The sequence below is a fragment of the Arthrobacter sp. Soil763 genome (assembly GCF_001428365.1).
GTDB lineage: Bacteria > Actinomycetota > Actinomycetes > Actinomycetales > Micrococcaceae > Arthrobacter.
Genome location: NZ_LMSH01000003.1, coordinates 188058 through 212680, shown reverse-complemented (window position 1 = coordinate 212680; position 24623 = coordinate 188058). Strand labels below are relative to the sequence as shown.

23 protein-coding genes, 1 tRNA gene, 1 pseudogene and 2 riboswitches are annotated in these 24623 nt (G+C 70.5%); of the genes and pseudogenes, 16 read left to right on the top strand and 9 right to left on the bottom strand.

All coding sequences use genetic code 11. From position 1 onward, the window contains the following. Positions 1 to 6: 6 nt before the first annotated feature. Positions 7 to 240, bottom strand: a complete 234-nt coding sequence (locus ASG71_RS10720) for a hypothetical protein (protein ID WP_056739046.1) — start codon at positions 238 to 240, stop codon at positions 7 to 9. Between the two features lie 177 nt (positions 241 to 417). On the opposite strand from ASG71_RS10720, the gene ASG71_RS10715 reads away from it, so the two are divergent. The 3 genes from ASG71_RS10715 to ASG71_RS10705 are packed head-to-tail and all read left to right on the top strand — an operon-like array spanning position 418 to position 2764. Then, on the top strand, positions 418 to 801 hold the full coding sequence (locus ASG71_RS10715) for a cold-shock protein (RefSeq protein WP_056739044.1): 384 nt from the start codon (positions 418 to 420) through the stop codon (positions 799 to 801). A 7-nt stretch (positions 802 to 808) separates the two neighbouring features. Continuing rightward, the gene (locus tag ASG71_RS10710) at positions 809 to 1375 is read left to right on the top strand and encodes a DUF3027 domain-containing protein (RefSeq protein WP_056739041.1); all 567 of its coding nucleotides are present in this window, start codon (positions 809 to 811) and stop codon (positions 1373 to 1375) included. A 45-nt stretch (positions 1376 to 1420) separates the two neighbouring features. Then, positions 1421 to 2764, top strand: coding sequence for an MFS transporter (locus tag ASG71_RS10705; RefSeq protein WP_056739039.1), 1344 nt, complete (start codon positions 1421 to 1423; stop codon positions 2762 to 2764). 28 nt (positions 2765 to 2792) lie between these two features. On the opposite strand, the gene serC is transcribed toward ASG71_RS10705, so the two are convergent. Next, a complete protein-coding gene (gene serC / locus ASG71_RS10700) occupies positions 2793 to 3920 on the bottom strand; it encodes a phosphoserine transaminase (protein ID WP_056739037.1) in 1128 nt (375 codons plus the stop codon). A 337-nt stretch (positions 3921 to 4257) separates the two neighbouring features. On the opposite strand from serC, the gene ASG71_RS10695 reads away from it, so the two are divergent. The 9 genes from ASG71_RS10695 (at position 4258) to ASG71_RS10655 (ending at position 14806) form a co-directional block, all read left to right on the top strand. Next, a complete protein-coding gene (locus ASG71_RS10695; RefSeq protein ID WP_056739036.1) occupies positions 4258 to 4956 on the top strand; it encodes a metal-dependent transcriptional regulator in 699 nt (232 codons plus the stop codon). 119 nt (positions 4957 to 5075) lie between these two features. Continuing rightward, positions 5076 to 5314: riboswitch (cyclic di-AMP (ydaO/yuaA leader) on the top strand. A 4-nt stretch (positions 5315 to 5318) separates the two neighbouring features. After that, positions 5319 to 6137, top strand: coding sequence for a M23 family metallopeptidase (locus tag ASG71_RS10690; RefSeq protein ID WP_056739035.1), 819 nt, complete (start codon positions 5319 to 5321; stop codon positions 6135 to 6137). A 110-nt stretch (positions 6138 to 6247) separates the two neighbouring features. Then, positions 6248 to 6441, top strand: a riboswitch (cyclic di-AMP (ydaO/yuaA leader). Positions 6442 to 6699: 258 nt separating this feature from the next. Next, positions 6700 to 7470, top strand: a complete 771-nt coding sequence (locus ASG71_RS10685) for an NlpC/P60 family protein (protein WP_056739034.1) — start codon at positions 6700 to 6702, stop codon at positions 7468 to 7470. A 234-nt stretch (positions 7471 to 7704) separates the two neighbouring features. Next, positions 7705 to 8205 (top strand): HNH endonuclease, encoded by a 501-nt coding sequence (locus ASG71_RS10680; protein WP_056739934.1) that lies wholly within the window; start codon positions 7705 to 7707, stop codon positions 8203 to 8205. Between the two features lie 71 nt (positions 8206 to 8276). After that, positions 8277 to 8951, top strand: a complete 675-nt coding sequence (locus ASG71_RS16415) for a molybdenum cofactor guanylyltransferase (protein WP_235564050.1) — start codon at positions 8277 to 8279, stop codon at positions 8949 to 8951. Further along, complete coding sequence (locus ASG71_RS16955) at positions 8935 to 9222, top strand: DUF6457 domain-containing protein (RefSeq protein WP_056739032.1); 288 nt, start codon at positions 8935 to 8937, stop codon at positions 9220 to 9222. Before ASG71_RS16415 ends, ASG71_RS16955 begins: the two co-directional genes overlap by 17 nt. After that, positions 9219 to 10700: a molybdopterin-binding protein gene (locus tag ASG71_RS10665; RefSeq protein ID WP_082575049.1), complete on the top strand. Its 1482-nt coding sequence runs from the start codon at positions 9219 to 9221 to the stop codon at positions 10698 to 10700. Before ASG71_RS16955 ends, ASG71_RS10665 begins: the two co-directional genes overlap by 4 nt. A gap of 84 nt (positions 10701 to 10784) precedes the next feature. Beyond that, a complete protein-coding gene (gene fdhD / locus ASG71_RS10660) occupies positions 10785 to 11654 on the top strand; it encodes a formate dehydrogenase accessory sulfurtransferase FdhD (protein ID WP_056739029.1) in 870 nt (289 codons plus the stop codon). 128 nt (positions 11655 to 11782) lie between these two features. Then, the gene (locus ASG71_RS10655) at positions 11783 to 14806 is read left to right on the top strand and encodes an alpha-mannosidase (RefSeq protein WP_056739028.1); all 3024 of its coding nucleotides are present in this window, start codon (positions 11783 to 11785) and stop codon (positions 14804 to 14806) included. Positions 14807 to 15013: 207 nt separating this feature from the next. On the opposite strand, the gene ASG71_RS10650 is transcribed toward ASG71_RS10655, so the two are convergent. From ASG71_RS10650 to ASG71_RS10635, 4 genes are read right to left on the bottom strand one after another with little or no spacing between them, the layout of a single operon-like run. Beyond that, the gene (locus ASG71_RS10650; RefSeq protein ID WP_056739025.1) at positions 15014 to 15712 is read right to left on the bottom strand and encodes a hypothetical protein; all 699 of its coding nucleotides are present in this window, start codon (positions 15710 to 15712) and stop codon (positions 15014 to 15016) included. After that, positions 15705 to 16502, bottom strand: coding sequence for a hypothetical protein (locus tag ASG71_RS10645; protein ID WP_056739023.1), 798 nt, complete (start codon positions 16500 to 16502; stop codon positions 15705 to 15707). The genes ASG71_RS10650 and ASG71_RS10645 overlap by 8 nt, the downstream gene beginning before the upstream one ends. Next, complete coding sequence (locus tag ASG71_RS10640; protein WP_321164505.1) at positions 16499 to 17239, bottom strand: hypothetical protein; 741 nt, start codon at positions 17237 to 17239, stop codon at positions 16499 to 16501. The genes ASG71_RS10645 and ASG71_RS10640 overlap by 4 nt, the downstream gene beginning before the upstream one ends. After that, a complete protein-coding gene (locus ASG71_RS10635; RefSeq protein WP_056739020.1) occupies positions 17236 to 17955 on the bottom strand; it encodes a hypothetical protein in 720 nt (239 codons plus the stop codon). Before ASG71_RS10635 ends, ASG71_RS10640 begins: the two co-directional genes overlap by 4 nt. A 242-nt stretch (positions 17956 to 18197) precedes the next feature. Here ASG71_RS10635 and ASG71_RS10630 point away from each other — a divergent pair, with 242 nt between their 5' ends. Both ASG71_RS10630 and ASG71_RS10625 read left to right on the top strand, forming a co-directional pair. Next, positions 18198 to 19868: an ABC-F family ATP-binding cassette domain-containing protein gene (locus ASG71_RS10630; protein ID WP_056739018.1), complete on the top strand. Its 1671-nt coding sequence runs from the start codon at positions 18198 to 18200 to the stop codon at positions 19866 to 19868. Next, entirely contained in the window at positions 19865 to 21778 is a 1914-nt protein-coding gene (locus ASG71_RS10625; RefSeq protein ID WP_056739016.1) for an ABC transporter ATP-binding protein, read from the top strand. Before ASG71_RS10630 ends, ASG71_RS10625 begins: the two co-directional genes overlap by 4 nt. Here the strand turns inward: ASG71_RS10625 and ASG71_RS10620 are convergent. The 3 genes and pseudogenes from ASG71_RS10620 to ASG71_RS10610 all read right to left on the bottom strand — a co-directional run bounded on the left by ASG71_RS10620 (position 21775) and on the right by ASG71_RS10610 (position 22808). Next, on the bottom strand, positions 21775 to 22239 hold the full coding sequence (locus ASG71_RS10620) for an NUDIX hydrolase (RefSeq protein ID WP_200947992.1): 465 nt from the start codon (positions 22237 to 22239) through the stop codon (positions 21775 to 21777). The two genes, ASG71_RS10625 and ASG71_RS10620, sit on opposite strands and share 4 nt — an antisense overlap. A 24-nt stretch (positions 22240 to 22263) precedes the next feature. Next, positions 22264 to 22734: pseudogene (locus ASG71_RS10615) on the bottom strand (DUF6314 family protein); the annotation flags it as partial. Between the two features lies 1 nt (position 22735). After that, positions 22736 to 22808, bottom strand: a tRNA-Arg gene (locus tag ASG71_RS10610). A gap of 85 nt (positions 22809 to 22893) precedes the next feature. Between ASG71_RS10610 and ASG71_RS10605 the strand changes: the two genes are divergently transcribed. Both ASG71_RS10605 and ASG71_RS10600 read left to right on the top strand, forming a co-directional pair. Continuing rightward, positions 22894 to 23700 carry a DUF998 domain-containing protein gene (locus ASG71_RS10605; RefSeq protein WP_056739014.1) on the top strand — a complete coding sequence of 269 codons (807 nt, stop codon included), beginning with the start codon at positions 22894 to 22896 and terminating at the stop codon, positions 23698 to 23700. A gap of 30 nt (positions 23701 to 23730) precedes the next feature. Then, positions 23731 to 24621 (top strand): hypothetical protein, encoded by an 891-nt coding sequence (locus tag ASG71_RS10600; RefSeq protein ID WP_157366391.1) that lies wholly within the window; start codon positions 23731 to 23733, stop codon positions 24619 to 24621. Positions 24622 to 24623 lie beyond the last annotated feature (2 nt).

Below are 24623 nucleotides of genomic sequence, written 5' to 3'. Positions count from 1 at the left end.
CCAACGTTACCTTTCGCCGGGCCCGGGTGTCCGGCGCCGGCCGGAGACGGCGTCAATCACGAGCACCAGCATGAGCAGGAACGCAATGGGGAGCCCGTAGAGCGCGGCGGAGGTGATCCACACCGGGGCCACGGAGTTGTTCAACGCCATCAGCATGACGGCACCGACCGCCGCCAGGGACAGCGCCGCAGCCGCAGCCGCAAGGATCAGGAGGGGCCGCCGGAAACGCTGGGGAATCATGGAGGCAACGCTAACAGGGCTGCCCACCCCGTGCCTCAACCCGCCAAAGTGGGCAAGGCAGGATAACCTTGGAGGAACAGACCAACACGGTCCGGGCGGCCACACCCTGAACCCGCATAACCATGCGGATGCGCTGGCCGCCGGACGTGCACCCGCAGAACGAAGAAGGTTGATTACGTGCCCACCGGCAAGGTCAAGTGGTATGACAAGGAAAAAGGCTTCGGATTCCTCGCAGGCGAGGACGGCCAGGAGGTCTTCCTGCCCAAATCCGCGCTGCCCGAGGGCGTCACGGACCTGAAAGCCGGCACCCGGGTGGAGTTCGGCGTGGCTGACGGCCGCAAGGGCGCCCAGGCCCTGGGCCTGCGCGTGCTGGACAAGACGCCGTCGATCGCGAAGGCCAAGCGGCCCAGCGCCCGGGACCTCGCGCCGCTGGTGCAGGACCTGGTGACCGTGCTCGACAACCTCTCCGGCACGCTGTCCGCGGGCAAGTACCCGGAGGGCAACAAGGCCAAGGCGATCGCCGCGGCCCTGCGTAAGGTCGCCGACGAGCTGGACGCGTAAGGCCTCCATGACTCCGGAACCTGAACAGAACGCCGCCCCGGCGGCCGCCGGCGCCAAAGCCGACTCCAAAGCAGGATCCAAACCGCGCTACGGCGTGCCCGTGTGGCGCACCGGTAAACCCGACGCGTTCCTGGCCGCCGCCGTCGACGCCGCCCGGACCGCCGTGGAGGGCATCGCCCAGGCGGACCAGATCGGCCGGCACCTGGCGGCCAAGAGCGAAGGCGACCGCCTGGTCACCCACCTCTTCGAGTCCAAGCTGCCCGGCTACAGCGGCTGGCAATGGTACGCAGTGCTGACCCGCAACTCGCGCTCCAAGGTGGTCACGGTCAACGAACTGGGCCTGCTGCCGTCCGAGGACTCCATCCTGGCCCCGGAGTGGGTGCCCTGGGCTGAACGGGTGCGGCCCGAGGACGCCCAGGAGGACGAGGCCGCTCAGTCCGGCGCCGGCGCCGGGGAAGCGTCCGGGGAGGCACCGCAGGACGGAGCCACCGAGGACGAAGCCCCCGAGGCACCCGGCGACGACGCCCCCGAGGACGAGGCCGCTGAAGCGCCGTCCCAGGTAGAGGCCGACTAGCGGTTTGGGACGGTTCGGGAGAGCGCGGCGGCGGAAGGCCTGGACATGAGGTCCACCTTCAAATCCCTGCACATCCTGAACTACCGGATCTGGTTCATTGGTGCGCTCGTCTCGAACATCGGGACCTGGATGCAGCGCACCGCCCAGGACTGGCTGGTCTTTGACCACCTGACCGACCAGGACGCCGGGGCCATGGGCGTCACGATGGCCCTGCAGCTGGGCCCGCAGCTGTTCCTCGCGCCGGTGGCCGGCCTGGTCGCCGACCGTTTCAACCGCAAGCGCCTGCTGGTACTCACCCAGTCGGCGATGGCCCTGCTGAGCGCGGCGCTGGGCGTCCTGGTGGTCTCCGGGGCCGCGCAGCTCTGGCATGTCTACGTCTTCGCGCTGCTGCTGGGCGTCGTCTCCGCCGTGGACGCGCCGGTGCGGCAGACGTTCGTCTCCGAACTGGTACGCGACGACTACCTGCCCAATGCGGTCGCCCTCAACAGCGCCTCCTTCAACGTGGCACGGATGATCGGGCCGGCCGTCGCCGGGGTGCTGACCGTGGCCATCGGCCCGGGCTGGGTCTTCCTCGTCAACACCGCCACGTTCATGGCCCTGCTGCTGAGCCTGGCCAAGATCCCGTCCGCCTCGCTGCGCCAGCTGCCCCGCGCGGCCGCCGGCAAGGGCCGGATCCGGGAGGGCCTGCGCTACGTGCAGTACCGGCCCGACATCGTGGTGGTGCTGGTGGCGGTCTTCATCGTCGGCACGCTCGGGCTGAACTTCGTCCTGTTCATCGCCGCCATGGTGGGGACGGAGTTCGGCCTCGACGCCGGCGCCTTCGGCCTGATGAATTCGATCATGGCGATCGGCTCCGTCGTCGGCGCCCTGCTCTCGGCGGGACGGAAGAAACCCCGCATGCGCGTGATCTTCGGTGCGGCGGGAGCCTTCGGCGTGACATCCGGCCTCGCCGCCATGGCACCGGACTACTTCTGGTACGGCATCACCCTGGTGCCGGTCGGCCTGTTCGCGATCACCATGATGACCAGCGCCAACGGCTACGTGCAGACCACCACGGACCCGGTCATGCGCGGCCGGGTGATGGCCCTGTACATGGCGATCTTCATGGGCGGCACGCCCATCGGCGCCCCGCTGGTCGGCTGGGTGGCGAACGTCGCCGGCGCACGCTGGTCGATGGGCGTCGCGGCGGCCTCCGGTGTGGCCGCGGCGCTGATCGGCATGGTCTGGATTGTCCGGGCCAAACACCTGCGGATCGCTTTCAACCGGCGCGCCCGCGGGCTCCGGTTCTTCCGGGTGGTGCCCGACGGCGGCGGCCACCACGCGGAGACCACGGAAACCACAGACGGCGCCGCCCGGGGGACGAATCCGGACGACGCCGTCGGACGCTGACGCGTCCCAAGCCGGGACCGCGCCGGGCCTACCGCTGCAGTTCGCCCACTACGAAGTCGATGCACTCCAGCAGCGCGGACACGTCGTCCGGCTCGATGGCCACGAACGTGGCGATCCGCAGCTGGTTGCGGCCGAGCTTGCGGTACGGTTCGGTGTCCACGACGCCGTTGGCGCGCAGCACCTTGGCGATCGCCGCGGCATCGATCGAGTCGTCGAAGTCAATCGTGGCGATGACGTTGGACCGGTCCTCAGCCCGGCCCACGAACGGCGTGGCGTAGGGTGAGGCTTCGGCCCAGCGGTAGATCCGCCCGGCCGAGTCCGCGGTCCGTGCGGCGGCAAAGTCGAGGCCGCCGTTGGCGTTGAGCCACCGCACCTGGGCATCCAGGGTCACCAGCGTGGCCAGCGCCGGGGTGTTGTAGGTCTGGTTCAGCCGGGAGTTGTCGATCGCGGTCTGCAGGTCCAGGAAGTCCGGGATCCAGCGGCCGCCGGCCTTGATCCGCGCGGCCCGCTCCAGGGCGGCCGGAGAGAACAGCCCGAGCCACAGGCCGCCGTCGGAGGCGAAGTTTTTCTGCGGGGCGAAGTAGTACACATCGGTCTGGGCGACGTCCACGTCCAGGCCGCCCGCCGCGGACGTTGCGTCCACCAGCACGAGCGAGCCCTCGTCCGCGCCGGCGACGCGCTGGACCGGGGCCGCGACCCCGGTGGAGGTCTCATTGTGCGGCCAGGCGTAGACGTCGACGCCGGCTTCCGCGTTCGGCGCCGGCCGGGTTCCCGGATCCGAAGTGATGATCGAGGACTCCGCCAGGAAGGGGGCCTTGTTGGTGGCGGCGGCGAACTTGGAACCGAACTCACCGAACGACAGGTGCTGGGCCTTGTTCTCGACCAGGCCGAAGCTGGCAATATCCCAGAACGCGGTGGAGCCGCCGACGCCGAGGATTACCTCGTAACCGTCGGGGGCGCGGAAGAATTCGCTCAGGCCGGTCCGGACCGATCCCACAAGGTTCTTCACCGGCGCCTGGCGGTGCGAGGTGCCCAGCAGCCCCGCCGCGTCGGCGAGGGCCTGCATCTGCTCCGGCCGCACTTTCGAGGGGCCGGCGCCAAACCGGCCGTCCTTGGGAAGGAGGTTCGCTGGGATGGTGATGCTGCTGTCGCTCACTGTGGCTCCATTTTCGGCTGGGTGCGTGGCGGGCTGGGGAGCGGTCCCGGCCAGGTGGGGCCGGAACCTGCTCCTTCATTCTGCCCGACGGCCCGGTGCGGGCGGGAAAAATGTCCGTCACAGTCCGGTCATCGAAACCGGTCGCGGGCGGGTGGGCCGGCAGCCGGCGCCGGGGCGGGGGAGCGGCCGGCCATGCGGCGGCCGGGCCCGGTGATTATCCGGACTAATTCACAATAGGCTAGGCTGAGCGGTGACGTACGGCGGATCCCGCCTGGGCGCGTGCCGCGCGCTGTACGGTGGGAAAGACGCAAGGGCGGCGCCCGAGGAGCTGAGCTGAATGACGGATCTGATCGACACCACGGAGATGTATCTTCGGACCATCCTGGAACTCGAAGAAGAGAACATCGTCGCCCTCCGCGCCCGCATCGCCGAACGGCTGCGCCACTCCGGCCCGACCGTGTCCCAGACCGTCGGGCGCATGGAGCGAGACGGGCTCGTGGTCGTCTCCGGCGACCGGCACCTTGAACTCACCGCCGTCGGCCGGAAACGCGCTATCGAAGTCATGCGCAAGCACCGCCTCGCCGAACGGCTCCTTGCCGACGTGATCGGCCTCGACTGGGCCTACGTCCACGAGGAGGCGTGCCGCTGGGAGCACGTGATGAGCGAGCGGGTCGAGCGCAGGATCTTCGAACTGCTGGACCACCCCACCGTCTCGCCCTACGGAAACCCCATCCCCGGCCTCGCCGAGATCGGCGGCGTACCGCTCGAACCGGCACAGGGGCACGGTGTGGTGAACCTGCTTGACGCCATGGCGGGCTACGCGGAGGGTGCCCGGATCACCGTGAACCGGCTGGCCGAACCGATCCAGGTCGAGCCGGAACTGCTGGCCCAGCTCGATGAGGGGGGAATCCGCCCGGGCGCCGCCGTGTCGCTGGAACGCGTCGGGGAGTACATCTCCGTCCGGGTTCCCGACATCCAGGGGGCCCTTGAGCTGCCGCCCGAGGTCGCCGCCCACGTCTTTGTTACCCTCGGGTAAGTCCGGTCCAGGGGCCGGCCGCGGGACACGCGGAAAGTTCTCCACAACCGGATAACGGAATTATCACTACGGGCCTTAATCCTCTATAGTTGATGACTAGCACTGATACTAAACCGTTATCTGATCCGAAGCCGAGCTCTGCCAGCGGATCAGTAGGCGAATCATCCTTCTGGCAGAGGCGGGGGAACCACTAACGGCTGCTGCGGCAGCCTTGGGGTGAAGTCCGCTAGCGGCAAGCAAACACCAGAGGATGTCCTTGGATTCCCCTGTGCCTGGATGCTTGCACCGGCGGACCGGGTCTTTGATCTCTCTGACCCGAATCCGACAGCTAACTTCGCAGGCTAGCCAGAGAGGAACCCTTCTTGACCACCCAGACCGTCCGGGGCCGCCGTCGTGCGACCGGCCCCGCTCCGGAGCCGCGCCCGGCCGCCGTCGTTCTTACCGGCCGCCCGCGTGACGCGCACCGCGACGAGCGCCGCGGCCGGCGCAGCCCGTTCCGCCAGGTAACTGACTTTGCCGCCGTCAGCGGAGTGGGGCAGAAGGCCGGCATCGCCCTGGCTGCCACGGGCCTGGTCCTGACCGTCGCCGTGCCTGCCACCGGCCCCGCGACGGCCACCGGCGCCGCCCGCACCGGTTCGGTCTCCGCCGCCGCGCAGCCTGAAGTGAAGGCCGCCGCCGCCGAGATCAACTTCAACCGCACCGCCGTGACCACCAAGGGCGACCCGGACGGCCGGCTCAAGCAGCTGCTCAGCGCCCAGTCGGTCGGCTCCATCACGCGCGCCGCTTCCACGGGCAGCCTCGGAGCCCCGCTTGACTCCATGGTCTCCGCCTCGGCCTTCGGCTACCGGATCAGCCCCATCACCGGCGGGGCCGGCGAGTTCCACCGCGGCCAGGACTACGCCGCCCAGTGCGGCACCGCCGTGCACGCCGCCGCGAGCGGCACCGTTACCTTTTCCGGCTGGCACCCCTACGGGGGCGGCAACCGGGTCGTGATCGACCATGGCAACGGCCTGGAGACCACGTACAACCACTTGTCGTCGTCCAGCGTCCACGTGGGCCAGCAGGTCTCACGCGGCGATGTGGTGGCGATGAGCGGAACCACCGGCGCCTCCACCGGCTGCCACCTCCACTTCGAGGTGATGGTCAACGGGGAAGTCGTGGATCCGCTCGGCTGGCTTTAGCTAGCCGAGGGGCAGCTCACATTTTTTTGACACGCCGTGATCTGAATGTGACATTGAGCCCCAACTGCTGTACCGTTTGAACCACGCCAACTTCTCCGAAGTTGGCGCTCTTGAGTGGATTGCCTAACTCTGCCACCGCTCAAGGTCCGTTCGCATCACATCGTCTGGCAGGGGCGGGGGAACCAATTTTGGTCTTCGCAAGAAGGCCTAGGGGTTAAGTCGCAAAGCTTCCCAGGAAGCGGCGCGGCCGGGTGACTCCCATCCGAATCCGACAGCTCACCTCGTAGGCATTGGGAGAGGCTACTTTCGTGTCTTCACGCCACAATGCTGCGCGTTCTCGCGCTGGCGAGGCTCCAGTGAGCCCGCTTACCTCCGTGTCCCGCGTTGCCCTTGCCGGCGCCCGGTCCGGAGTTCTGAACGCAGTTCCCGCTTTTGGCGCGTCTTCGCAGTACACCCTTCGCTAAAAACCCGTTTCGGGGCGATCCGGCGTACCCCCAAGATGCCGGAGCGTCCTTTGTCCCGCCTGTAGCGCGGACACCAGGATCACGAAAGAGAGAACTTAATGACTACTCGTGCAACTACTGCACGCCACCGCGCGGAGGTCACCAAGACCAACTCGCTGGCTGTCATTGCTAAGGTCGTGGGCGACAACGCCGGCGGCATGGGTCGCCAGGCTGCGGTTATCGCTGCCGCCTCCGGCCTGGTTCTGACCAGCGGTATCGCAGCCAACGCTGCCGAGACCAACGTTCAGCGTGAATCGGCTTCCGCCTCCGCCACGGAGGTCCAGTCCAACGCTCCGGCCACCATCTCCGCGGCCTCCAGCATCGCCATCTCCTACGAGAAGCCGGCTGTCACCACCGCGCCGGGCCCGGTCGTCGAGGCGCCCAAGCCTGTCGTCGAGGTCCAGGAGACCAAGGCTGCCACCACGGACGCCACGGACGCCGCGACCACCGGCACCGCCGCGACCGCCTCCCTGGCCACGAAAGCCCCCGCAGCCGTCAGCGGCATGGGTGCTTCGATCGCCGCCGCCGCCTACGCGCAGATCGGTGTCTCGCAGGACTGCACCATGCTGGCCACCAACGCCCTTGCCGCCGTCGGCGTCAACTACCACGGCTGGCCGGCCGGCTACCTGTCCCTCGGCCGCACCGTGAGCGCCGCCGAAGCTCAGCCGGGCGACCTCGCCTACTACCAGAACGGTGGCATGGGCATGGCCCACATCGCCGTCTACGTCGGCAACGGCATGGCCGTGCACGGCGGCTGGAACGGCGGAACCACCGCGCTGTACAGCGTCAACGTCGGCTCCGGCCCGGTCTTCATCCGCGTCGGCGGCTAAGACCCAAACCCGGCCCCGCCGGTAACCGTGTGAAGGACCCCTGCCCATCCGGCAGGGGTCCTTCGCGTTTCCGAAGCAGCACCGCAGCCTGCGCCGCACGCTCCCGACGGAGAAAAAAATTCGGCAATCCCGCCCATCGGTGTTTACTCTTGTGGTGTCGATCCATAGCCCGACCATGCACAGGGCAGCCGGCCCTCGTGCCCCTGGCGGGTGCGGCCGTGAAGAGGTATGCGGATGCGCACTCTCGTTCTGAACGCTGGATATGAACCGCTGGCGGTAGTCACCTTCCGCCGGGCGCTGGTGCTTGTGCTGACCGGAAAGGCCAGCGTGGTGGCCGAAGGGGATGACCCCGTGGTGGGTCCGCAGGACATCCTCGGTCGCCCCTCGGTGATCCTGCTGAACCGGTACATCAGGCCCCGCTATAACACTCTGACGGCCGTCAGCCGCAGGGGCGTGCTCCGCCGCGACAACCACCACTGCGCGTACTGCGGGAAAGCCGCCCACACCATCGACCATGTACAGCCCAAGTCCCGCGGCGGCGCCGACTCGTGGGAGAACCTCGTCGCCGCCTGCCTGCGCTGCAACAACGCCAAGGGAGACCACACCCCGGCCGAAATGGGCTGGAAGCTCAGCTTCGTGCCGGGGCCGCCGAAGGGCACCATCTGGCAGATCAAGGAACTCGAAAAGCCGACGCCGGCCTGGGACCCCTTCCTGCTCCCCGAGCGCGCGCACTGAGCAGCTCCTGCCTGAGCCGCCGCTGCGGCAGCCGGAACCGCCGCCGGCCGGTGCCCGGCTAGGCTGGGCTGGTGGACTTCGATGCTGTGATTCTGGCCGGGGGCCGGTCCTCCCGGCTCGGCGGCGTGCCCAAAGCACAATTGACCGTGGGCGGGGTGAGCCTGCTGGAGCGCGCGCTGCAGGCTGCGGCCGGGGCGCGCCGCACTGTTGTTGTCGGCCCGGATCCCGGCGGCCTCCCGCCCGGGGTGCTCAGCTGCCGCGAGGACCCGCCGTTCTCCGGTCCCGCCGCCGCGCTTGCCGCCGGCCTCTCCGCCCTGGCCGCCGGCCCGGACGCCCGGCCGGCGGCGCCCCTGACCCTGGTGCTCGCCTGCGACATGCCGCGCGCGGCCGCCGCCGTGCAGTCCCTGCTCGCCGCACTGGCCGGTCCGGGGGCGATCCGGTGCGACGGCGCGGTCGCCGTCTCCGCGGATGGCCGGATCCAGCCCCTCGCCGCGGTATATGACACAGGCGTGCTACAACGTGCGGTAGCCGACGCGGACCGCCGTGGCACCCTCTCAGGCGGTTCGGTCTTCGGTCTGCTTGCTAGTCTTGAGCTGCGGAGCGTCCCGGTCCCGCCGGGCTCCACGGACGACGTGGACACCTGGGACGATGCCGCCGCGCTGGGAGTGTCCCGGCCCGGTCACGGTCCCCTCGGGGAGCTGCGGCCCAACCCGACTTTGGAGGCAAACGGTGAAGAGCCAGGATGAAACCCTCGAGGAGTGGTGCCGCGCGCTGCTCCAGGCCCTTGAGCTCGAAGACATCGAGATCGACATCAACGAGGTGCTGGGCCTCGCCGGGGTGGCCGCGCACTCGGTGGTCCGCCCGGCCGCGCCCCTGACCACCTTCATCGCCGGCTTCGCCGCCGGGCTCGCGGCCGGTTCCGGCCAGGCGGACGACGGCGTCGCCATGCAGGCTGCCATGGGCGTCGCCCGGAAACTCGCCAAGGAGCACGCCGCCGCCGAGGCCCCCGGGGCATGACCCCCGAGCCACCTGCCGCCACCGGCGGCGCAGCAGCCGGCGGCCCCGAGTCTGCCCCGGGCGCCGGCGCCGGGGATGGCGCCCACCGGCACCTGGCGCATAGCTGGCAGGAGGCCCGGCAGCTCGCATACGACTGCGCCGTGCCCATCCCGCCCGCCCCGGTGCCGCTGCGCCATGCCCTCGGCCGGACGCTGGCGGAGGACCTCGCCGCGGTCCAGGACATGCCCCACTACGCGTCCTCGGCCATGGACGGCTGGGCGGTCAACGGCAGCGGTCCCTGGATCCTCACCGAGCCCGGGCAGCGGCTTGCCCCGCACCAGGCGAGCCCGATCGTCACCGGCGGCTTGGTGCCGCCCGGCGCCAAAGCAGTGCTGCGCAGCGAGAGCGGGGAAATCGGCCCGGACGAGGATGGGCTGCCGGTGCTCAGGCTCGGCGGCGGTGCCCGGCCCGGTGAACCGCGCAACGGCGAACACATCCGCAAGGCGGCCGAGGAGGCCGCCGCCGGCGACGTGCTCATCCGGGCGGGGACAGTGCTCAATCCGGCGCACCTGGCCCTGGCCGCCCTCGCCGGCCACGACGCCCTCCCCGTCGTGGGCAAGCCCGTGGTCCGGCTGGTGTTCACCGGCGGCGAGGTGATCCGCAGCGGCGTCCCGGCCCCCGGCGAGGTCCGCGACACGTTCGGCCCGCAGCTGGCCGCCGTCGTCGGCATGCTCGGCGGCATCTGCTCGGAGGAACTCAAGATCGGCGACAGCGATGCCGACTGGCTCGCCGCCCTCGAAGACACCGCCCCCGGCGCGGACACCGCCCCCGGCGCGGACACCGCCGCCGGCGCGGACACCGCCGCTGCCGCGGACGCCGGCGCAGCGGACCCGCCTGCCGCCACGGAAACGCTGCCGGCCGACGTCGTCATCACCACCGGCGGTACCGGCCGGTCCGGCACCGACCACCTTCGGCGCACGGTCGCCGAGCTGGGCGGGCGGCTCCTCATCGACGGCATCGCGATGCGCCCCGGCCACCCTGCGGTCCTGGCCGAACTGCCCGACGGGCGGTTCGTGATCGGGCTGCCGGGCAACCCGCTCGCGGCCATGATGGCGCTGTCCACGATCGGCGCACCGCTGCTGGCGGCACTGGGCCACCGGCCGCCGCCGCCGGTGACCGAGGTGCCGTGCGGGTCTACGCTCGAACCGGACCCCGGCCGCACCCGGCTGATGCCGTTCCGGATGCTGTACGGCATGGCGTCGCCGGCCCAGCACACCGGCCCGGGCATGATGCGCGGGCTGGCTGCGGCCGACGGCGTCCTGGTGGTCCCGCCACACGGCGTGCAGCTGGGGGAGCCACTCCCGGCCTTCGCCCTGCCCTGGGGTGAAGCGCTGCCGGACCCCGCAGCCGCCAAGGCGCCCGCGAAGCCCGCCGCGAAACGGCCGGCCCGCAAGCCGGCCGCTGCCGGTCCCGTGGACTGGAGCGAGCTGCTTGGCTGACCGCGTACCCGGGGCGATGATGGATTCAGGGACCTGCCGCGGTAACCGGCAGGATCCGAACGCAATGCTGATGAGGAGTATCTGATGGGCCGCGTGACACAGCGCCGCAAGGTGCACAAATTTGTTCTGGACGGCTCGCCGCAGGCCCTGGAGTTCCCGGTCCGGCACCGCGAAGACGTCCTGGCCGTTGAGGAGCCCCTGGAAATCCGGCTGGACCAGCTCTCCTTCTCCGTCACGATGCGGACCCCGGGCAACGACTTCGACCTGGTGGCCGGGTTCCTGGTCTCCGAGGGGGTCATCTGGGAACCCGAACAGCTGGTCTCGCTCCGCTTCTGCGCCGGCGAGGACGAGGACGGGGTCCAGACCTTCAACGTCGTGGAGGCGCAGCTGCGCCCCGACGTCGTCCGGCCCGATACCGGCCGCAACGTCTTTACCTCCAGCTCCTGCGGGATCTGCGGCACCGATTCGATCGACGCCGTGCACAAGTCCTCGCACTTCAGCCCGGCGGCGGATCCGCTGAACGTGCCGGTGGAAACGCTGGCAGCCCTCCCGGACCGGCTGCGCGAGGCGCAGGCCGTCTTCGACGCCACCGGCGGGGTCCACGCCGCGGGATTGTTCCGGATCGGCGACGACGGCTCGGCCGAACTGCTCTGCCTGCGCGAGGACGTCGGCCGGCACAACGCGGTGGACAAGGTGGTGGGCTGGGCACTGCGCGAAGGCCTGCTGCCCCTGCGCGGCACCGTGCTGCAGGTCTCCGGCCGGGCGTCCTTCGAACTGGTCCAAAAGGCCGCCCTGGCGGGGATCCCGGTGCTGGCGGCCGTCAGCGCGCCCTCCAGCCTGGCCGTCGAACTGGCCGCCGCCAGCGGGATGACGCTGGCCGGGTTCAGCCGGGGAACCACCCTGAACGTCTATGCCGGGCACGAGCGGATCTCGCTGCCCGCCGCCGTCGGCTAAGCCGCACGGACCCGCGCCCGCCGGCGGTCGTTGGTTATTCAACGGTGCGCGGGTAGATTTTATCCAACGACTGGACACAAGGCCCGGCCCGGCTCAGCACCACCCGCCCCAGCGCTAAGAGGATCACATTGCACGACGACCGCCGTCTTACGGAAGTCCGGCTTGACCGCTTTGTCCGCGAACGCATCATCCCTGCCGTCTACCCACGCAGCGTGCCGCTCCGGCTCAGCAGCTGGGACGCTCCGGGTGAACCCGTCCCCGCGCTCGAAGCCATGCGCCAGCCGTTTGGGCCGCAGGAACAGGGTGCCCCGTGGGGGAGCCCCTGGAGCACCAAGTGGCTGCGGCTCCAGGGCGAGGTGCCCGACGGCTGGGGCACCGGCCCCGACACCGCGGTGGAAATCCTCGTGGACCTGGGCTTCAGCGCGGACCTGCCCGGGTTCCAGTGCGAGGGGACGGCCTGGCGGGCCGACGGCACCGTGATCAAGGCGATCTCCCCGCGGAACCTGTACATCCCCCTGAAGCTGCTGGGCAGCGGCATGTCGGTGGACTTCTACGTCGAGGCCGCGGCAAACCCGGACCTGTCCCAGGGCTGGACCTTCGCAGCCACCCCGTACGGCGATAAGACAACCGCCGGCTCCGAACCGCAGTACCGGCTGGGCCCGATCGTCGTCGCCGAACTCAACCAGGCCGTCTGGGACCTGCAGCAGGACATCGCGGCACTCAGCGGGCTGATGCACGAACTGCCGATGGAACTGCCCCGGCGGCACGAGATCCTCCGGGCCCTGGAGCGGATGCTCGACGTCATGGACCCGGATGACGTGGCCGGCACCGCCGCGGCCGGACGGGCCGCACTCGCCGGCGTGCTGGACCGGCCGGCCTACGCCTCGTCCCACACGCTGGTGGCCACCGGCCACGCACACATCGACTCGGCCTGGCTGTGGCCGGTCCGGGAAACCATCCGGAAGTGCGCGCGCACGTTCTCGAACGTTGTGGCGCTGATGGACGAGGACCCCGGCTTCGTCTTCTCCTGCTCCTCGGCGCAGCAGCTCGCCTGGATCAAGGAGTACTACCCGGAACTCTTCGGCCGGATCCGCGAGAAGGTCAAGACCGGCCAGTTCGTCCCGGTGGGCGGCATGTGGGTCGAGGCGGACAGCAACATGCCCGGCGGCGAGGCCATGGCCCGACAGTTCCTCGAGGGCAAGAGCTTCTTCCTGGCGGAGTTCGGCGTCGAGTGCCGGGAAGCCTGGCTGCCGGACACCTTCGGCTACTCCGCGGCGATGCCGCAGATCGTCAAGGCCGCCGGCAGCCGCTGGTTCCTGACCCAGAAGATCTCCTGGAACCAGGTCAACCGGATGCCGCACCACACGTTCAACTGGGAGGGCATCGACGGGACCCGGCTGTTCACGCACTTCCCGCCGGTGGACACCTACAGCTCCGAGGTCAGCGCCCGGGAGCTTGCCCACGCCGAGCGAAACTACCGGGACCACGGCCGCGGGACCATGTCCCTGCTCCCGTTCGGCTACGGCGATGGCGGCGGCGGCCCCACCCGCGAGATGCTGGCGGCCGCGCGACGCACCGCGGACTTGGAAGGGTCGCCCCGGGTGCGGCTGGGGTCCGCCGCGGACTTCTTCGCCGCCGCCGAAGCCGAATATCCCGACCTGCCGGTCTGGGTGGGCGAGATGTACCTTGAGCTGCACCGCGGCACCTACACCAGCCAGGCCAACACCAAGCGCGGCAACCGGCGCAGCGAACACCTGCTCCGCGAGGCCGAATTGTGGTGCGCCACCGCCGCGGTCCGGGCCGGCGCGGAGTACCCGGCGGCCGAACTCAAGCGGCTCTGGCGCCTGGTGCTGCTGCAGCAGTTCCACGACATCCTGCCCGGCAGTTCGATCGCCTGGGTGCACCAGGATGCGGAACGGAACTACGACGCAGTCGCCCGCCGGCTCGAGGCAGTCATCGCCGAGGCCGCTGCCGCCGTGCTGGGCCCGGGGAGTCAGGAGTTCCTGCTCAACGCTGCCCCGCACCCGCGCGACGGTGTCCCGGCGCTCGCCGCCGGTGTGCCCGCCCGGGCCGAAGCGGACGTGCGCGCGGAAACCGACCAGGGCGGCTACATCCTGGACAACGGCATCATCCGGGCCGCGGTCAACGCCGACGGCCTCCTGGTCTCGCTGCTGGACCACGCCAGCGGCCGGGACGCGATCGCGCCGGGGGAGGTCGGCAACCTTCTCGAACTCCACCGCGACACCCCGAACGAATGGGACGCGTGGGACATCGACGCGTTTTACCGCCGCAACGTCACGCCGCTGACCGAGGCCCGCTCTGTAGCGCTCGAGCGCTCCGGCGGCGGTGCCACGGTCGTCGTGGAACGACTGGCCGGAGACTCGGCGGTGACGCAGCGGATCCGGCTGGAACCGGGGTCGACGTCCCTGGTGATCTCCACGGCGGTGGACTGGCAGGAACGCGAAAAACTGCTCAAGCTCGGCTTTGCCCTCGACGTCCGGGCGGACCGGTCCGCCTCGGAGACGCAGTTCGGCCACGTGTTCCGGCCGACCCACCTGAACACCTCGTGGGAGGCCGCCAAGTTCGAGATCTGCGCGCACCGGTGGATCCACGTTGCCGAACCGGGGTACGGGGTCGCTGTCGCCAACGAGGCCAGCTACGGTCACGATGTCACCCGGCACGTCCGGGAGTCCGACGGCGGCACCACCACGACCGTCCGGGTTTCGCTGCTGCGCGCGCCCAAGTTCCCCGACCCGGATGCGGACCGCGGCCCGCACGAGCTGACCGTCACCGTCCGGCCCGGGGCCAGCATCGCCGACGCCGTGGAGGAGGGCTACCGGACCAACCTCGCCCCGCGCATGGTCACGGGAGGCCGCGGCGTGGAGCCGCTGGTTACCGTGTCGAACGCCGCCGTGGTGGCCGAAGCGCTGAAGCTCGCGGAGGACGGCTCGGGCGACGTCATCGTCCGGCTCTTTGAATCCCTGGGGGAGCGCTCGGCGGCGAGGGTGGCGGCGAACTTCGGCACGTCTGCGGTAGAAGCCGTGGACCTGCTGGAGCGCCCGGTGGAGGCGCCCGGCGTGACTTTCCTGGACGGTGCTGCGGACCTGGTGCTTCGGCCGTTCCAGCTGGTCACCTTGAGGTTCCGCCGCTAGAATGTGGGCTTAAACAGGCTGAGTGGGAGCGGTCCTGTCGGACCGCTACCACTCATCCCCCCAATGGCGCTTGGACACAAGCCCGGTTCGTAAGACTGAATCCCCATTCACGAAACCGGCCTGCGTTTTCACACATTCATGATTGTGCCACGCTCTAATGATTTTGTGAACGCCAAAGCTGATATTTTACGGAACGTTGCAGGAGCGTTATCTGCGGAGTTGGCCGCGCTTGGCGGAAATCCAGAAAACGAACAGACCCGTCACGTAACCGAGCACCGCCGCGAAGTTGACCAGGAGTTGCGCCGGTTCCCAGCTGTCCGGAGCAAACGACGCCGGAACCGAAAGGATCGCGGCCACGCCTCCGGCCAGGGTGACGGCGGCGCCGGCCCGCACCAGCCGCGGCAACGCGGCCCTGACGGTTGCCAGCAGCGCCGGCAGCAGCAGCGCCGAGACAAAGGCCGGGTAGCTGCGGCCGGCGGCGGCGTAAAAGGGGCCCAGGACGGCGTTCCGGGCGGTGTCCGCAGTCTCCTTCAGCCCCACCGAGGAGCCGTGGGTGTCCATCAGCCAGAAGGTCAACCCCACCGCGGCGCAGGCCGCAGCCAGGCCCCACCAGCCCGGACGTCCGGTGAGCAGGCGCCGGGCGCCGCCGTCGCCGAGTGCCGTGGTGAGCCTCAGGCCCACCAGGAAGACCATCCCGAAGACGATGTAGCGCAGGATCAGATTCGTCAGGTTCCGGCTGCCGAGGGCCTGGTCGATCGCCAGGTAGGGGCCGGGAATGCTGAGCACGCTGCAGAGCGTCGCGAGCAGCAGGATCCCGAACACTGAGCGGTTGTGTCCGCGGAGGGCGTCCGGTGCCCGGACCAGTAGGGCGACGCCGCAGACCAGGAGGGTTCCCCACTCAAGCATGGGGCGCTTTCGGCGCCCCGCGGCCCGATTCTTCGGGGCCCGGCTCTTCGGGCCCCGGCTCCGCGGTTCCCCGCGGCCGGGCGGATGAGCGGGCGGCGGCGCGGCCGGCCAGCCAAATGGTCGCCAGTCCCAGGCTCATACCCAGGACGGCGGTGAAGTTGATGGTTGCCTGTGCGCCGGTCACGTTGGCCCGCAGCAGCGGGTACAGGGCTGCGGCCACCAAGGCGGCGCAGCCCACGGACAAGAGCAGGGCGCCGGCGCGGACCGCGGCCGGCAGCCGGCTGCGCGTCGCCCGCACCGTGGACGGGAGCAGGCAGGCGGCCACAAAGGCGGGGTAAGCCCTGCCTGCCGTCGCGTAGAGTCCGATCAGCTGGGCGTTCGAGGGACTCCGCAGCGGCAGTTCGCCCAGGCCGGTGGCGGAGCCGGAAGTGTCGGCGAGCAGGAAGAACACCGTGGTGGCTGCGGCCACAGCGCCGAGAACGGCAAGCCCGGCCGGTCCGGCGATGCGGCGCACGGCCCTGCGGTCGTCGAAGGCCCGGGCCGTGCGGTAGCCGACCAGCACTACCGCCCCGTAGACGAAGAACCGCAGGATCAGGTTTGCGTAGTTTTCGCCGCCCAGCCAGGCGTCGACGGCCAGGTAGGGGCCGTCGATGCTCAGCAGGATGGCGAAGGCCGCCAGCAGGAACGCGCCGAAAATGGAGCGGTTGCGTCCCCGGGCGGCATCCGGGAGGCGGCCGAGGGCAACGCCCCCGCAGACCACCAGGGCCGCCCACTGCAGGATCTCGGTCACGGCACTGCACCGCCCGCCGGGGGCCGCGGGAGGCGCCGTGCCGCGAGCCGCCCCGCCCAGATCAGGACCAGCCCCAGCACCAGGCAAAGGATGCCGGTGTAATTGATGACAAACCGCCAGCAGCCGAACCCCGGCGGGATCAGCGGGAACCCCAGGCTCAGCGCTGTGGCCGCCGACCCGACGGCCATCGAGACGGCGCTGCCGCGGATGATCAGCGGGAGCCGGCTGCGGACCGTCCGCACCATCGCGGGCAGGAGGGCGAGCAGCACGAACGCCGGGTAAAGCCGGCCCGCCGCACCGTAGTACTCGACCAGCGCGCGGTTGCGCGCGCTCTTGGCCGCGACGTCGACCAGGCCGGCCGATGATCCGGCCGTGTCCATCATCAGGAAGAGGCCGATGACCACCGCCGAAGACAGCACCGCCACACCGATGCCCACCTTGCCGGTGAGGAAGCGGCGGGCGTCCTCGGCCCCGAATCCCTTGGCAATCTGCAGCCCCAGGAAGAACACGGCCGCAAAAACCACGAAGCGGAGCACGACATTGGCCAGGTTGATGCCGCCCAGGAAGCGGTCGATGACCTGGTACGGTTCCTCGATGCTCAGCAGGATGGCCACCATCAGCAGCAGCAGGATGTAGAAGACCGGCCGGTTCTCGCCCCGCCGGGCGCTGGGGATCCTGGCCAGGGCCACCAGGGCGCAGACCGCGAGCGTGCCCCATTGCAGTACCGTGACGATCATCCGAGGTTCTCCCAGATCTTCTCGGTCTGTGCCTGTTCCTGCTCCTGGCGGCGCAGGGTCTTTCCAAGCGCCTGGAGCCGATCCCCGGCGAGGGTGGCGAGCTCACCGTCGGAGAGCGCCTCGAGGGCGGCCTGCCGGGCGCCCGGGGCCCACCCTGCCTCCGCCTCGGTGATCAGGCCGGTGGCAACGAGTCCGCCGGCCAGGCCCACTCCCGCGGCGCGGGACGTGGCGACGGCCAGTTCCGGGGCCAGCCGGTTGGCCGTCAGCTGGGCGGAAAAATTCTGCCGTGCGATCCCGGTGGCTGCCGAGACCCGGTGCCGGACGTCGCCGTCGTCGATCGCGTCCACCCAGTTGCGCACCGAGGTGGCGTGCGGGGCGGGGCTCAGCGTGGCCGTGGCCTCGCCTCCGCCGGTACGCGCGATAACGGCCCGCAGCAGGTCCGTCGTGGCGATCTGGCTGACCAGCTCCGCCTGCGTGGGCGGCCGGGAAGTGTCCCGCAGACCCGCATAGCTCTCGAAGCCGGCCAGGCCGTCCACCGGGTTCAGGCCCAGCGCCCGGCTGATGCTCACCAGGGTGGCCTCCGCCACCTTGCCGCGCACGAGTTGCTGCGCCAGGGTGGTGCGTTTGATGCCGGCTATCCGGCAGATATCGGCGGTGCTCGTCGCCGGCGCGACACTGTGGAGCCAGTGCTGGAACGCCTTGGCGGGTAAGGGCATCTAGGGAGCTTCCTGCCTGGTTGAACAGCGGGTACAAAACATCGGGCATCACGGGGACAAGCAGGGGAGGACTTCCGATTTTACCTGCCCGCCTTCTTCAACTATGCTAGATGCTCGAACCCGCTGGTCCGTACACCCCCCAAGTCCGGACCGGCGGGTTCTTCTATGCCCGGCGGAATCCCGGCGGAATCCGGCCCTTGTCCGCGGGCCGCCGTTTTGGGCCACGGTGAGAGGATGGACTAATGACTGCAACCCTTGTTGCCAAGGATCTCTCCGGTGGTCACGACCACCGCACGCTCTTCTCCAAACTCTCGCTCACCGTCGCCCCCGGCGACGTCGTCGGCGTCGTCGGTGCCAACGGCGCCGGCAAGTCCACGCTGCTGCGCCTGCTGGCCGGCGTCGACCAGCCGCAGGAGGGCACCGTCAGCCTGGCCCCGGCGGATGCCTTCGTGGGCTGGCTGCCGCAGGAGCACGAGCGGATCGAGGGCGAGACAATCGCCGGCTACATCGCCCGGCGCACCGGCTGCGGACAGGCGACGGCGGAGATGGAAGCCACGGCGGAGGCGCTCGCCACCGGCGCGCCCGGCTCCGACGACGCCTACTCGGTGGCCTTTGACCGCTGGATGGCCTCCGGCGCCGCGGACCTGGAGGACCGGATCCCGGCCGTGCTCGCGGACCTGGGGCTTGAAGTGGGACCGGACGCCGCGATGACCGGGCTCTCCGGCGGCCAGGCCGCCCGGGTGGCGCTCGCCGCGCTGCTGCTGAGCCGCTTCGACGTCGTGCTCCTGGACGAGCCCACCAACGACCTGGACCTGAACGGCCTGGCCAAGCTCGAAGCGTTCGTCCGCGGCCTGCGCGGCGGCGCCGTCCTGGTCTCCCACGACCGGGAGTTCCTGGCCCGCTGCGTGACCACCGTGGTGGAACTGGACCTCGCCCAGAACGCCGTCGCCGTTTACGACGGCGGCTACGACGCCTACCTTGAGGAACGCGCCGTGGCCCGCCGGCATGCGCGGGAACGGTACGAGGAGTTCGCCTCCACCAAGGCCGACCTCGTCGCCCGTGCCCGCACCCAGCGCGAGTGGAGCTCCCAGGGCGTGCGCAACGCCATGAAGAAGAGCCCCGACAACGACAAGATCCGCCGGGCCGCGAACACCGAGTCCTCCGAAAAGCAGGGCCAGAAGGTCCGGCAGATGGAGTCGCGGATCGCCCGGCTCGAGGAAGTCGAAGAGCCGCGCAAGGAATGGCAGCTGCAGTTCAGCATCGGGGCGGCACCGCGCTCCAGCGCCGTCGTCGCGACCCTGCGCGACGCCGTCGTGCATCAGGGGGACTTCACCCTGGGGCCGGTGAACCTGCAGCTCAATGCGGGGGAGCGGATCGGGATCACCGGGCCCAACGGCGCCGGCAAGTCCACCCTGCTGCGCCTGCTGCTGGGGGTGCGGACGCCCGACGCCGGTGACGCGTCCATGGGCGCCTCCGTGGCGGTCGGCGAAATCGACCAGGCCCGGGGGCTGCTGGCCGGCCACCTCAAACTGGCCGACGCCGTCGAGGCCGTGCTTCCGGACTACACCCCGGCGGAGGTGCGGACCCTGCTGGCCAAATTCGGCCTCAAGGCCGACCACACCTCCCGGACCGTCGACTCGCTGTCGCCGGGCGAACGGACCCGCGCCGCGCTGGCGCTGCTGCAGGCCCGCGGCGTGAACCTGCTGGTCCTGGACGAACCGACCAACCACCTGGACCTTCCCGCGATCGAACAACTCGAGGAAGCCCTCGAAAGTTACGACGGCGCCCTGCTGCTGGTCACGCACGACCGCCGGCTGCTGGAAAACGTGCGCCTCGACGCGCGCTGGCACGTCGCCGACGGCGCCGTCACCGAACAGCTGGTCACCACCGGCCCGAAAGGCACCGACAAATGAGCATGGACCGGGTGGCCTGGAGCTCCCTTTACAACATCACCCGCGGCGCCGACGGCTCCAGGACCTTCTCGAAGGCCTTGGTCAAGCGTGTCTTCGGCTTCGCCCGTCCACACCGCAACCGGCTGATCGCCTTCGTGCTGCTCTCCATCGTGATGGCGGTCCTCGCGGTCGCCACGCCGGTGCTCGCCGGCCAGGTGGTCGACGCGATCATCGCCAAAACGGACGCCGGGACGGTCATCTGGCTGGCGGTCCTGATCGCGATGGTGGCCGTCGCCGAGGCCGGGCTCGGCCTGGTGACGCGCTGGCTGTCCTCGACGATCGGCGAAGGCGTGATCCTGGACCTGCGCACCAAGGTCTTCGACCACGTGCAGAAGATGCCGATCGCGTTCTTCACCCGGACCCGCACCGGCGCGCTGGTGAGCCGGCTGAACAATGATGTCATCGGCGCCCAGTCCGCGTTCGCCGGAACCCTCTCCGGCGTCGTCAGCAACGTTGTTGCACTGGCCCTCACCCTCGTGGTGATGCTGAACAAGTCGTGGCTGGTGACCGTGCTGGCCATGATTCTGCTGCCGATCTTCCTCATTCCGGCCCGGCGGATGGGCTCCCGGCTGGCTGAGCTGCGGCGCGAGGCGGCCGAGCACAACGCAACCATGGGCACCCAGATGACCGAGCGCTTCTCCGCGCCCGGGGCCACGCTGGTGAAGCTCTTCGGCCGTCCGGACGAGGAATCCCATGAATTCGCCGTGCGCGCCGGCCGGGTGCGGGACATCGGCGTCCGCACCGCGATGCTCCAGTTCACTTTCGTCACCGCCCTGACCCTCGTCTCGGCCCTGGCCCTGGCCCTGGTGTACGGCCTGGGCGGCTGGCTGGCGCTCGGCGGGCAGCTCGCCGCCGGCGACGTCGTCGTGCTGGCCCTGCTGCTCACCCGCCTCTACGCCCCGCTCACCGCGCTCTCCAGCGCCCGGGTGGAGATCATGAGCGCGTTGGTCAGCTTCGAGCGGGTCTTCGAGATCCTGGACCTCAAGCCGCTGATCCAGCAGAAGCCGGACGCCGTGGAATCCCCGCGCGGGCCGCTGTCCGTGGAATTCGACAACGTGCGGTTCTCCTACCCCTCGGCCGAGAAGGTTTCCCTGGCCTCCCTCGAGGACGTCTCCACCCTGGATACCCGGGGCGGCGAGGAAGTGCTGCACGGGATCAGCTTCCGGGTTGAACCCGGCCAGACCGTGGCCCTGGTGGGGTCCTCCGGCGCCGGCAAGTCCACCATCGCCCAGTTGCTGTCCCGGCTGTACGACGTCGATTCCGGCGCGGTCCGCTTCGGAGGTGCCGGGACAGGTACCGGCGTGGACGTCCGCGACCTCACCTTCGATTCGATGCGCGAGACCCTGGGGATGGTGACCCAGGACGGCCACCTCTTCCACGAGAGCATCGCCGCGAACCTGCGCCTGGCGCGCCCCGACGCGAGCGAGGAACTGATGTGGGAGGTGCTGCGCCAGGCCCGGCTCGAGGACATGATCCGCTCCCTGCCGGACGGTCTGGACACCATCGTGGGGGAGCGCGGTTACCGGCTTTCCGGCGGCGAACGGCAGCGGCTGACCATTGCCCGGCTGCTGATCGCCCAGCCGCGCATCGTGATCCTGGACGAGGCCACGGCCGCCCTGGATTCGACCAATGAAGCCGCCGTGCAGGAGGCGCTGGGAGCCGCCCTGGAAGGCCGGACCGCCGTGGTCATCGCGCACCGGCTCTCCACGGTCCGGGCGGCCGACGCCATCCTGGTGGTTGAGGGCGGGAACATCGTCGAGCGCGGGACCCACACCGAGCTGCTCGCCGCCGAGGGCCGCTACGCGCAGCTGTACCGGACGCAGTTCGCCGAGGCGACCGCCGTCGCCGCCGAGGCCGTGCCCGAGCTCTAGGTTCCGGGGGTTGGCGTCCGCAGGCCCCGGGCGTCCGGGCCGGACGGATCCTGTCCGTCCGGGCCTCGTCCGTCCGGGCCTCCGGCGGCGAGAAGGGGCAGGACGTGGTCGGTGAGGAGCGGCGCGAGTTCATCCGGCCACGGCCGGTCCAGGTCCAGCCAGCGGATCTCGGCGATCTCGGCCGAGGGCCGGGCGTCCCAGCTGCCCGGCGCGGTGAAGACCGTGGCCTCGATCTGCGTGGCGGCCTCGTTGGCGGCGTCCGCGAGCCAGCTTCCGAACGGCAGCAGGTGCTCGGGCGCGACGACGATCCCGACCTCTTCTTCGAGCTCCCGGGCCGCCGCCTGCGCCGCGGTCTCCCCGGCCTCGGGCTTACCGCCCGGGTGCATGAACTTGTCCGTGCCGCGTTTGCGGACGGTCAGCAGGCGCCCCGCGGAGTCGAAAACGCAGACCGCCGACACCACAATCAGCGGATTGGCCGCGAATTCCCTGTGCAGCACCGATTCGAGCAGCAGGTCCTTGGCCGGGCCGGAGACGTCCCAGCTGTAGCGGAACTCGTCCGGGCCGGTCCTGGTGTAGTCCACGCGGTACAGGTCCGGGTCGCACCAGTGGCTGTCCCTGCTGTGCCCGCCGAACCCGATGCGGTGGAAGGGCCTGCCGTCGGGGAAGAACATGTCCATCGTGTCCGGCGCCGCGGAGGGCCGCAGCAGGTAGTCGCGGGTGGCCGGCCCGGTGAACGGGGCACCGCCCTCGGGAGTCCAGGCCACGGTGCCTTCTTCGTGGAAGTGGAGGCCGCCGTCGGAAGTTTCGGTGAAGCGGACGACGCCGGCAAACGTTCCCCGGTTGCCCGTGGCGCGGTCCAGCAGGGTGCGCGTGACGGTCCAGCTGCCGAGGAGATAGGCACGGAGGTCAAGATGCGGGCCGCCGGACGGGTCGGTGCCTGCTGGTTGGGAATCCAAGTGCCCTCGATTGGAATCGAACCAACGACACCGGCTTTAGGAGAGCCGTGCTCTATCCACTGAGCTACGAGGGCGTGTGTCCCGCCGCGCGGCCGTCGGCCGGCCCGTCCGGACACGCTTACCAGCATACAAGGTGAGGGCGCGTACTACGCTCTTGGCATGACCGCCTCCGCCCCCGCCGCGTCCCCGGAGATCATCTTCGTGCCCGACGTCGCCTCCACCCGGAGCTACCTCGGTGCGCTCGCGAAGCTGAGCGTGCTGCAGTACTTCGTCGCCGAGGCAGCAGTTATCGGCGCCTGGGCCGGCCGGGAGCCTTACAGCCGGCGCACCGGCTACATCAGCGATCTCGGCGCCCTCGGCTGCGGCACCTTCTCGGGCCGGGACGTCTGCTCCCCGGCGCACCTGCTGATGAACGCGTCCTTCGTGGTGCAGGGCATCGGCATGATCGTCGGCGCGCTGCTGCTGACCTCCGCCGTGGTCGGCGTCGCGGCCCGGGCCGGGGCACGGCTCGCGGCGTGGCGGGGACAGCGGTCGACGGCGGCGGCCGCCCTCGTGGCGCGGGTCCTCGGCGCGGGCGCCGGGGCCGGGACGGTGATCGTGGGGCTGGTCCCGGAGGACGCCGGTTCGGCCTGGCACCTTGTCGGTGCGCTGCTGTATTTTGCGGCCGGCGGCCTGGCGCTGCTGCTGGTGGGCTGGCTGTGGCGGCGGCAAACGCCGCTGGGCTGGTTCATCCTGGCCTGCGGCGCGGTATCGCTGACTGCCCTGGTTGCGGGCGGCCTGACCGGGATGCACGTGCCCGAACCCGGCACCCTGGAGCGGCTGATGGGCTACCCGATCACGATTGGCATGGCGGCGCTGGGGCTGGTGGTGGCGCAGCGCGTGCGGCAGCAACTGATGGCGCGCAAACAGGAGCGGCTGCGGGGGAGTTCTCCCCATCCCGCGGATCCGAATCCCCCGGTAACGTGAGCGCAGGACGCTACACCTATGGGGGACACCGTGTTGGAACGAGCTGGGGATCCTGCCCCGGGCATCATCAGGATCAGCGGGCTGGCCTGGGCGCTGGCCGTCGACCGTACGCTGCGGACGCTCGCCGCTGAACCGGAAGTGGATGTCGCCGGCTACGAACGGTCGGCGCCCGCCCGGGCGCTGGGCGCACTCGACCCGGCGGACACCGGCAGGCTCGCCGCCGAACTGGCCGCTGCCGGCATCAGCGGCGCGGACGGCGCTATCCGGGAGCCGTGGCTGCTGGCGGTCATGATCGCCGTCAGCGCCCCGGTCCGTGTCAGCGCCGTTGCGCGGTCCGGTGAGTGCTCGGTCCACACCGACCTCGGCCTGGCCGGCGGCCGGGGTGTTGCCGTGGCCTACCGGCGCCGGGTCCGCACCCCGGAAGGTCCGGACACCGGCCCGGTCGACGTCGTCGGTGTTGACGACGCCGTGGAAGTGGCCCTGTTCGAGGAACAGGACGCCTGGGCTGCGCTGCGGCGGGTCCTCCCCGAAGTCCCGGAACTCCGCTCCGCTCCCGGCGCTCCCCGCCCACCGGGCTTACCGGCCGGCGGCCGAACGAGGCTGGATCCGCGGGAGCTGCAGGAGACCGGCGGCGCCGCGGTGCCGCAGGACCTCCGGGACGCCGTCCTGGCCCCGCGCTGCACCGTGCATCTGCAGGTGTCGGCGGCCCCGCCGCGCGGCGGCGCGACCAGCGGTGCTGCGGCGTACCGCTCCGGTGATGTCTGGGCCCTGGCGGACCGGCTCTACTCCGTGCGGACCACCGTCGGTGACCAGCCGCTGGTGCTGGAGGACGTGCCCCCGGGCGACATCGCCGCCACCTTGCAGTGGCGGCTGCTCGGCGCCCGCGAATTCCTCGCCGCGTCCGCGGGACAGGTGGCGTGACC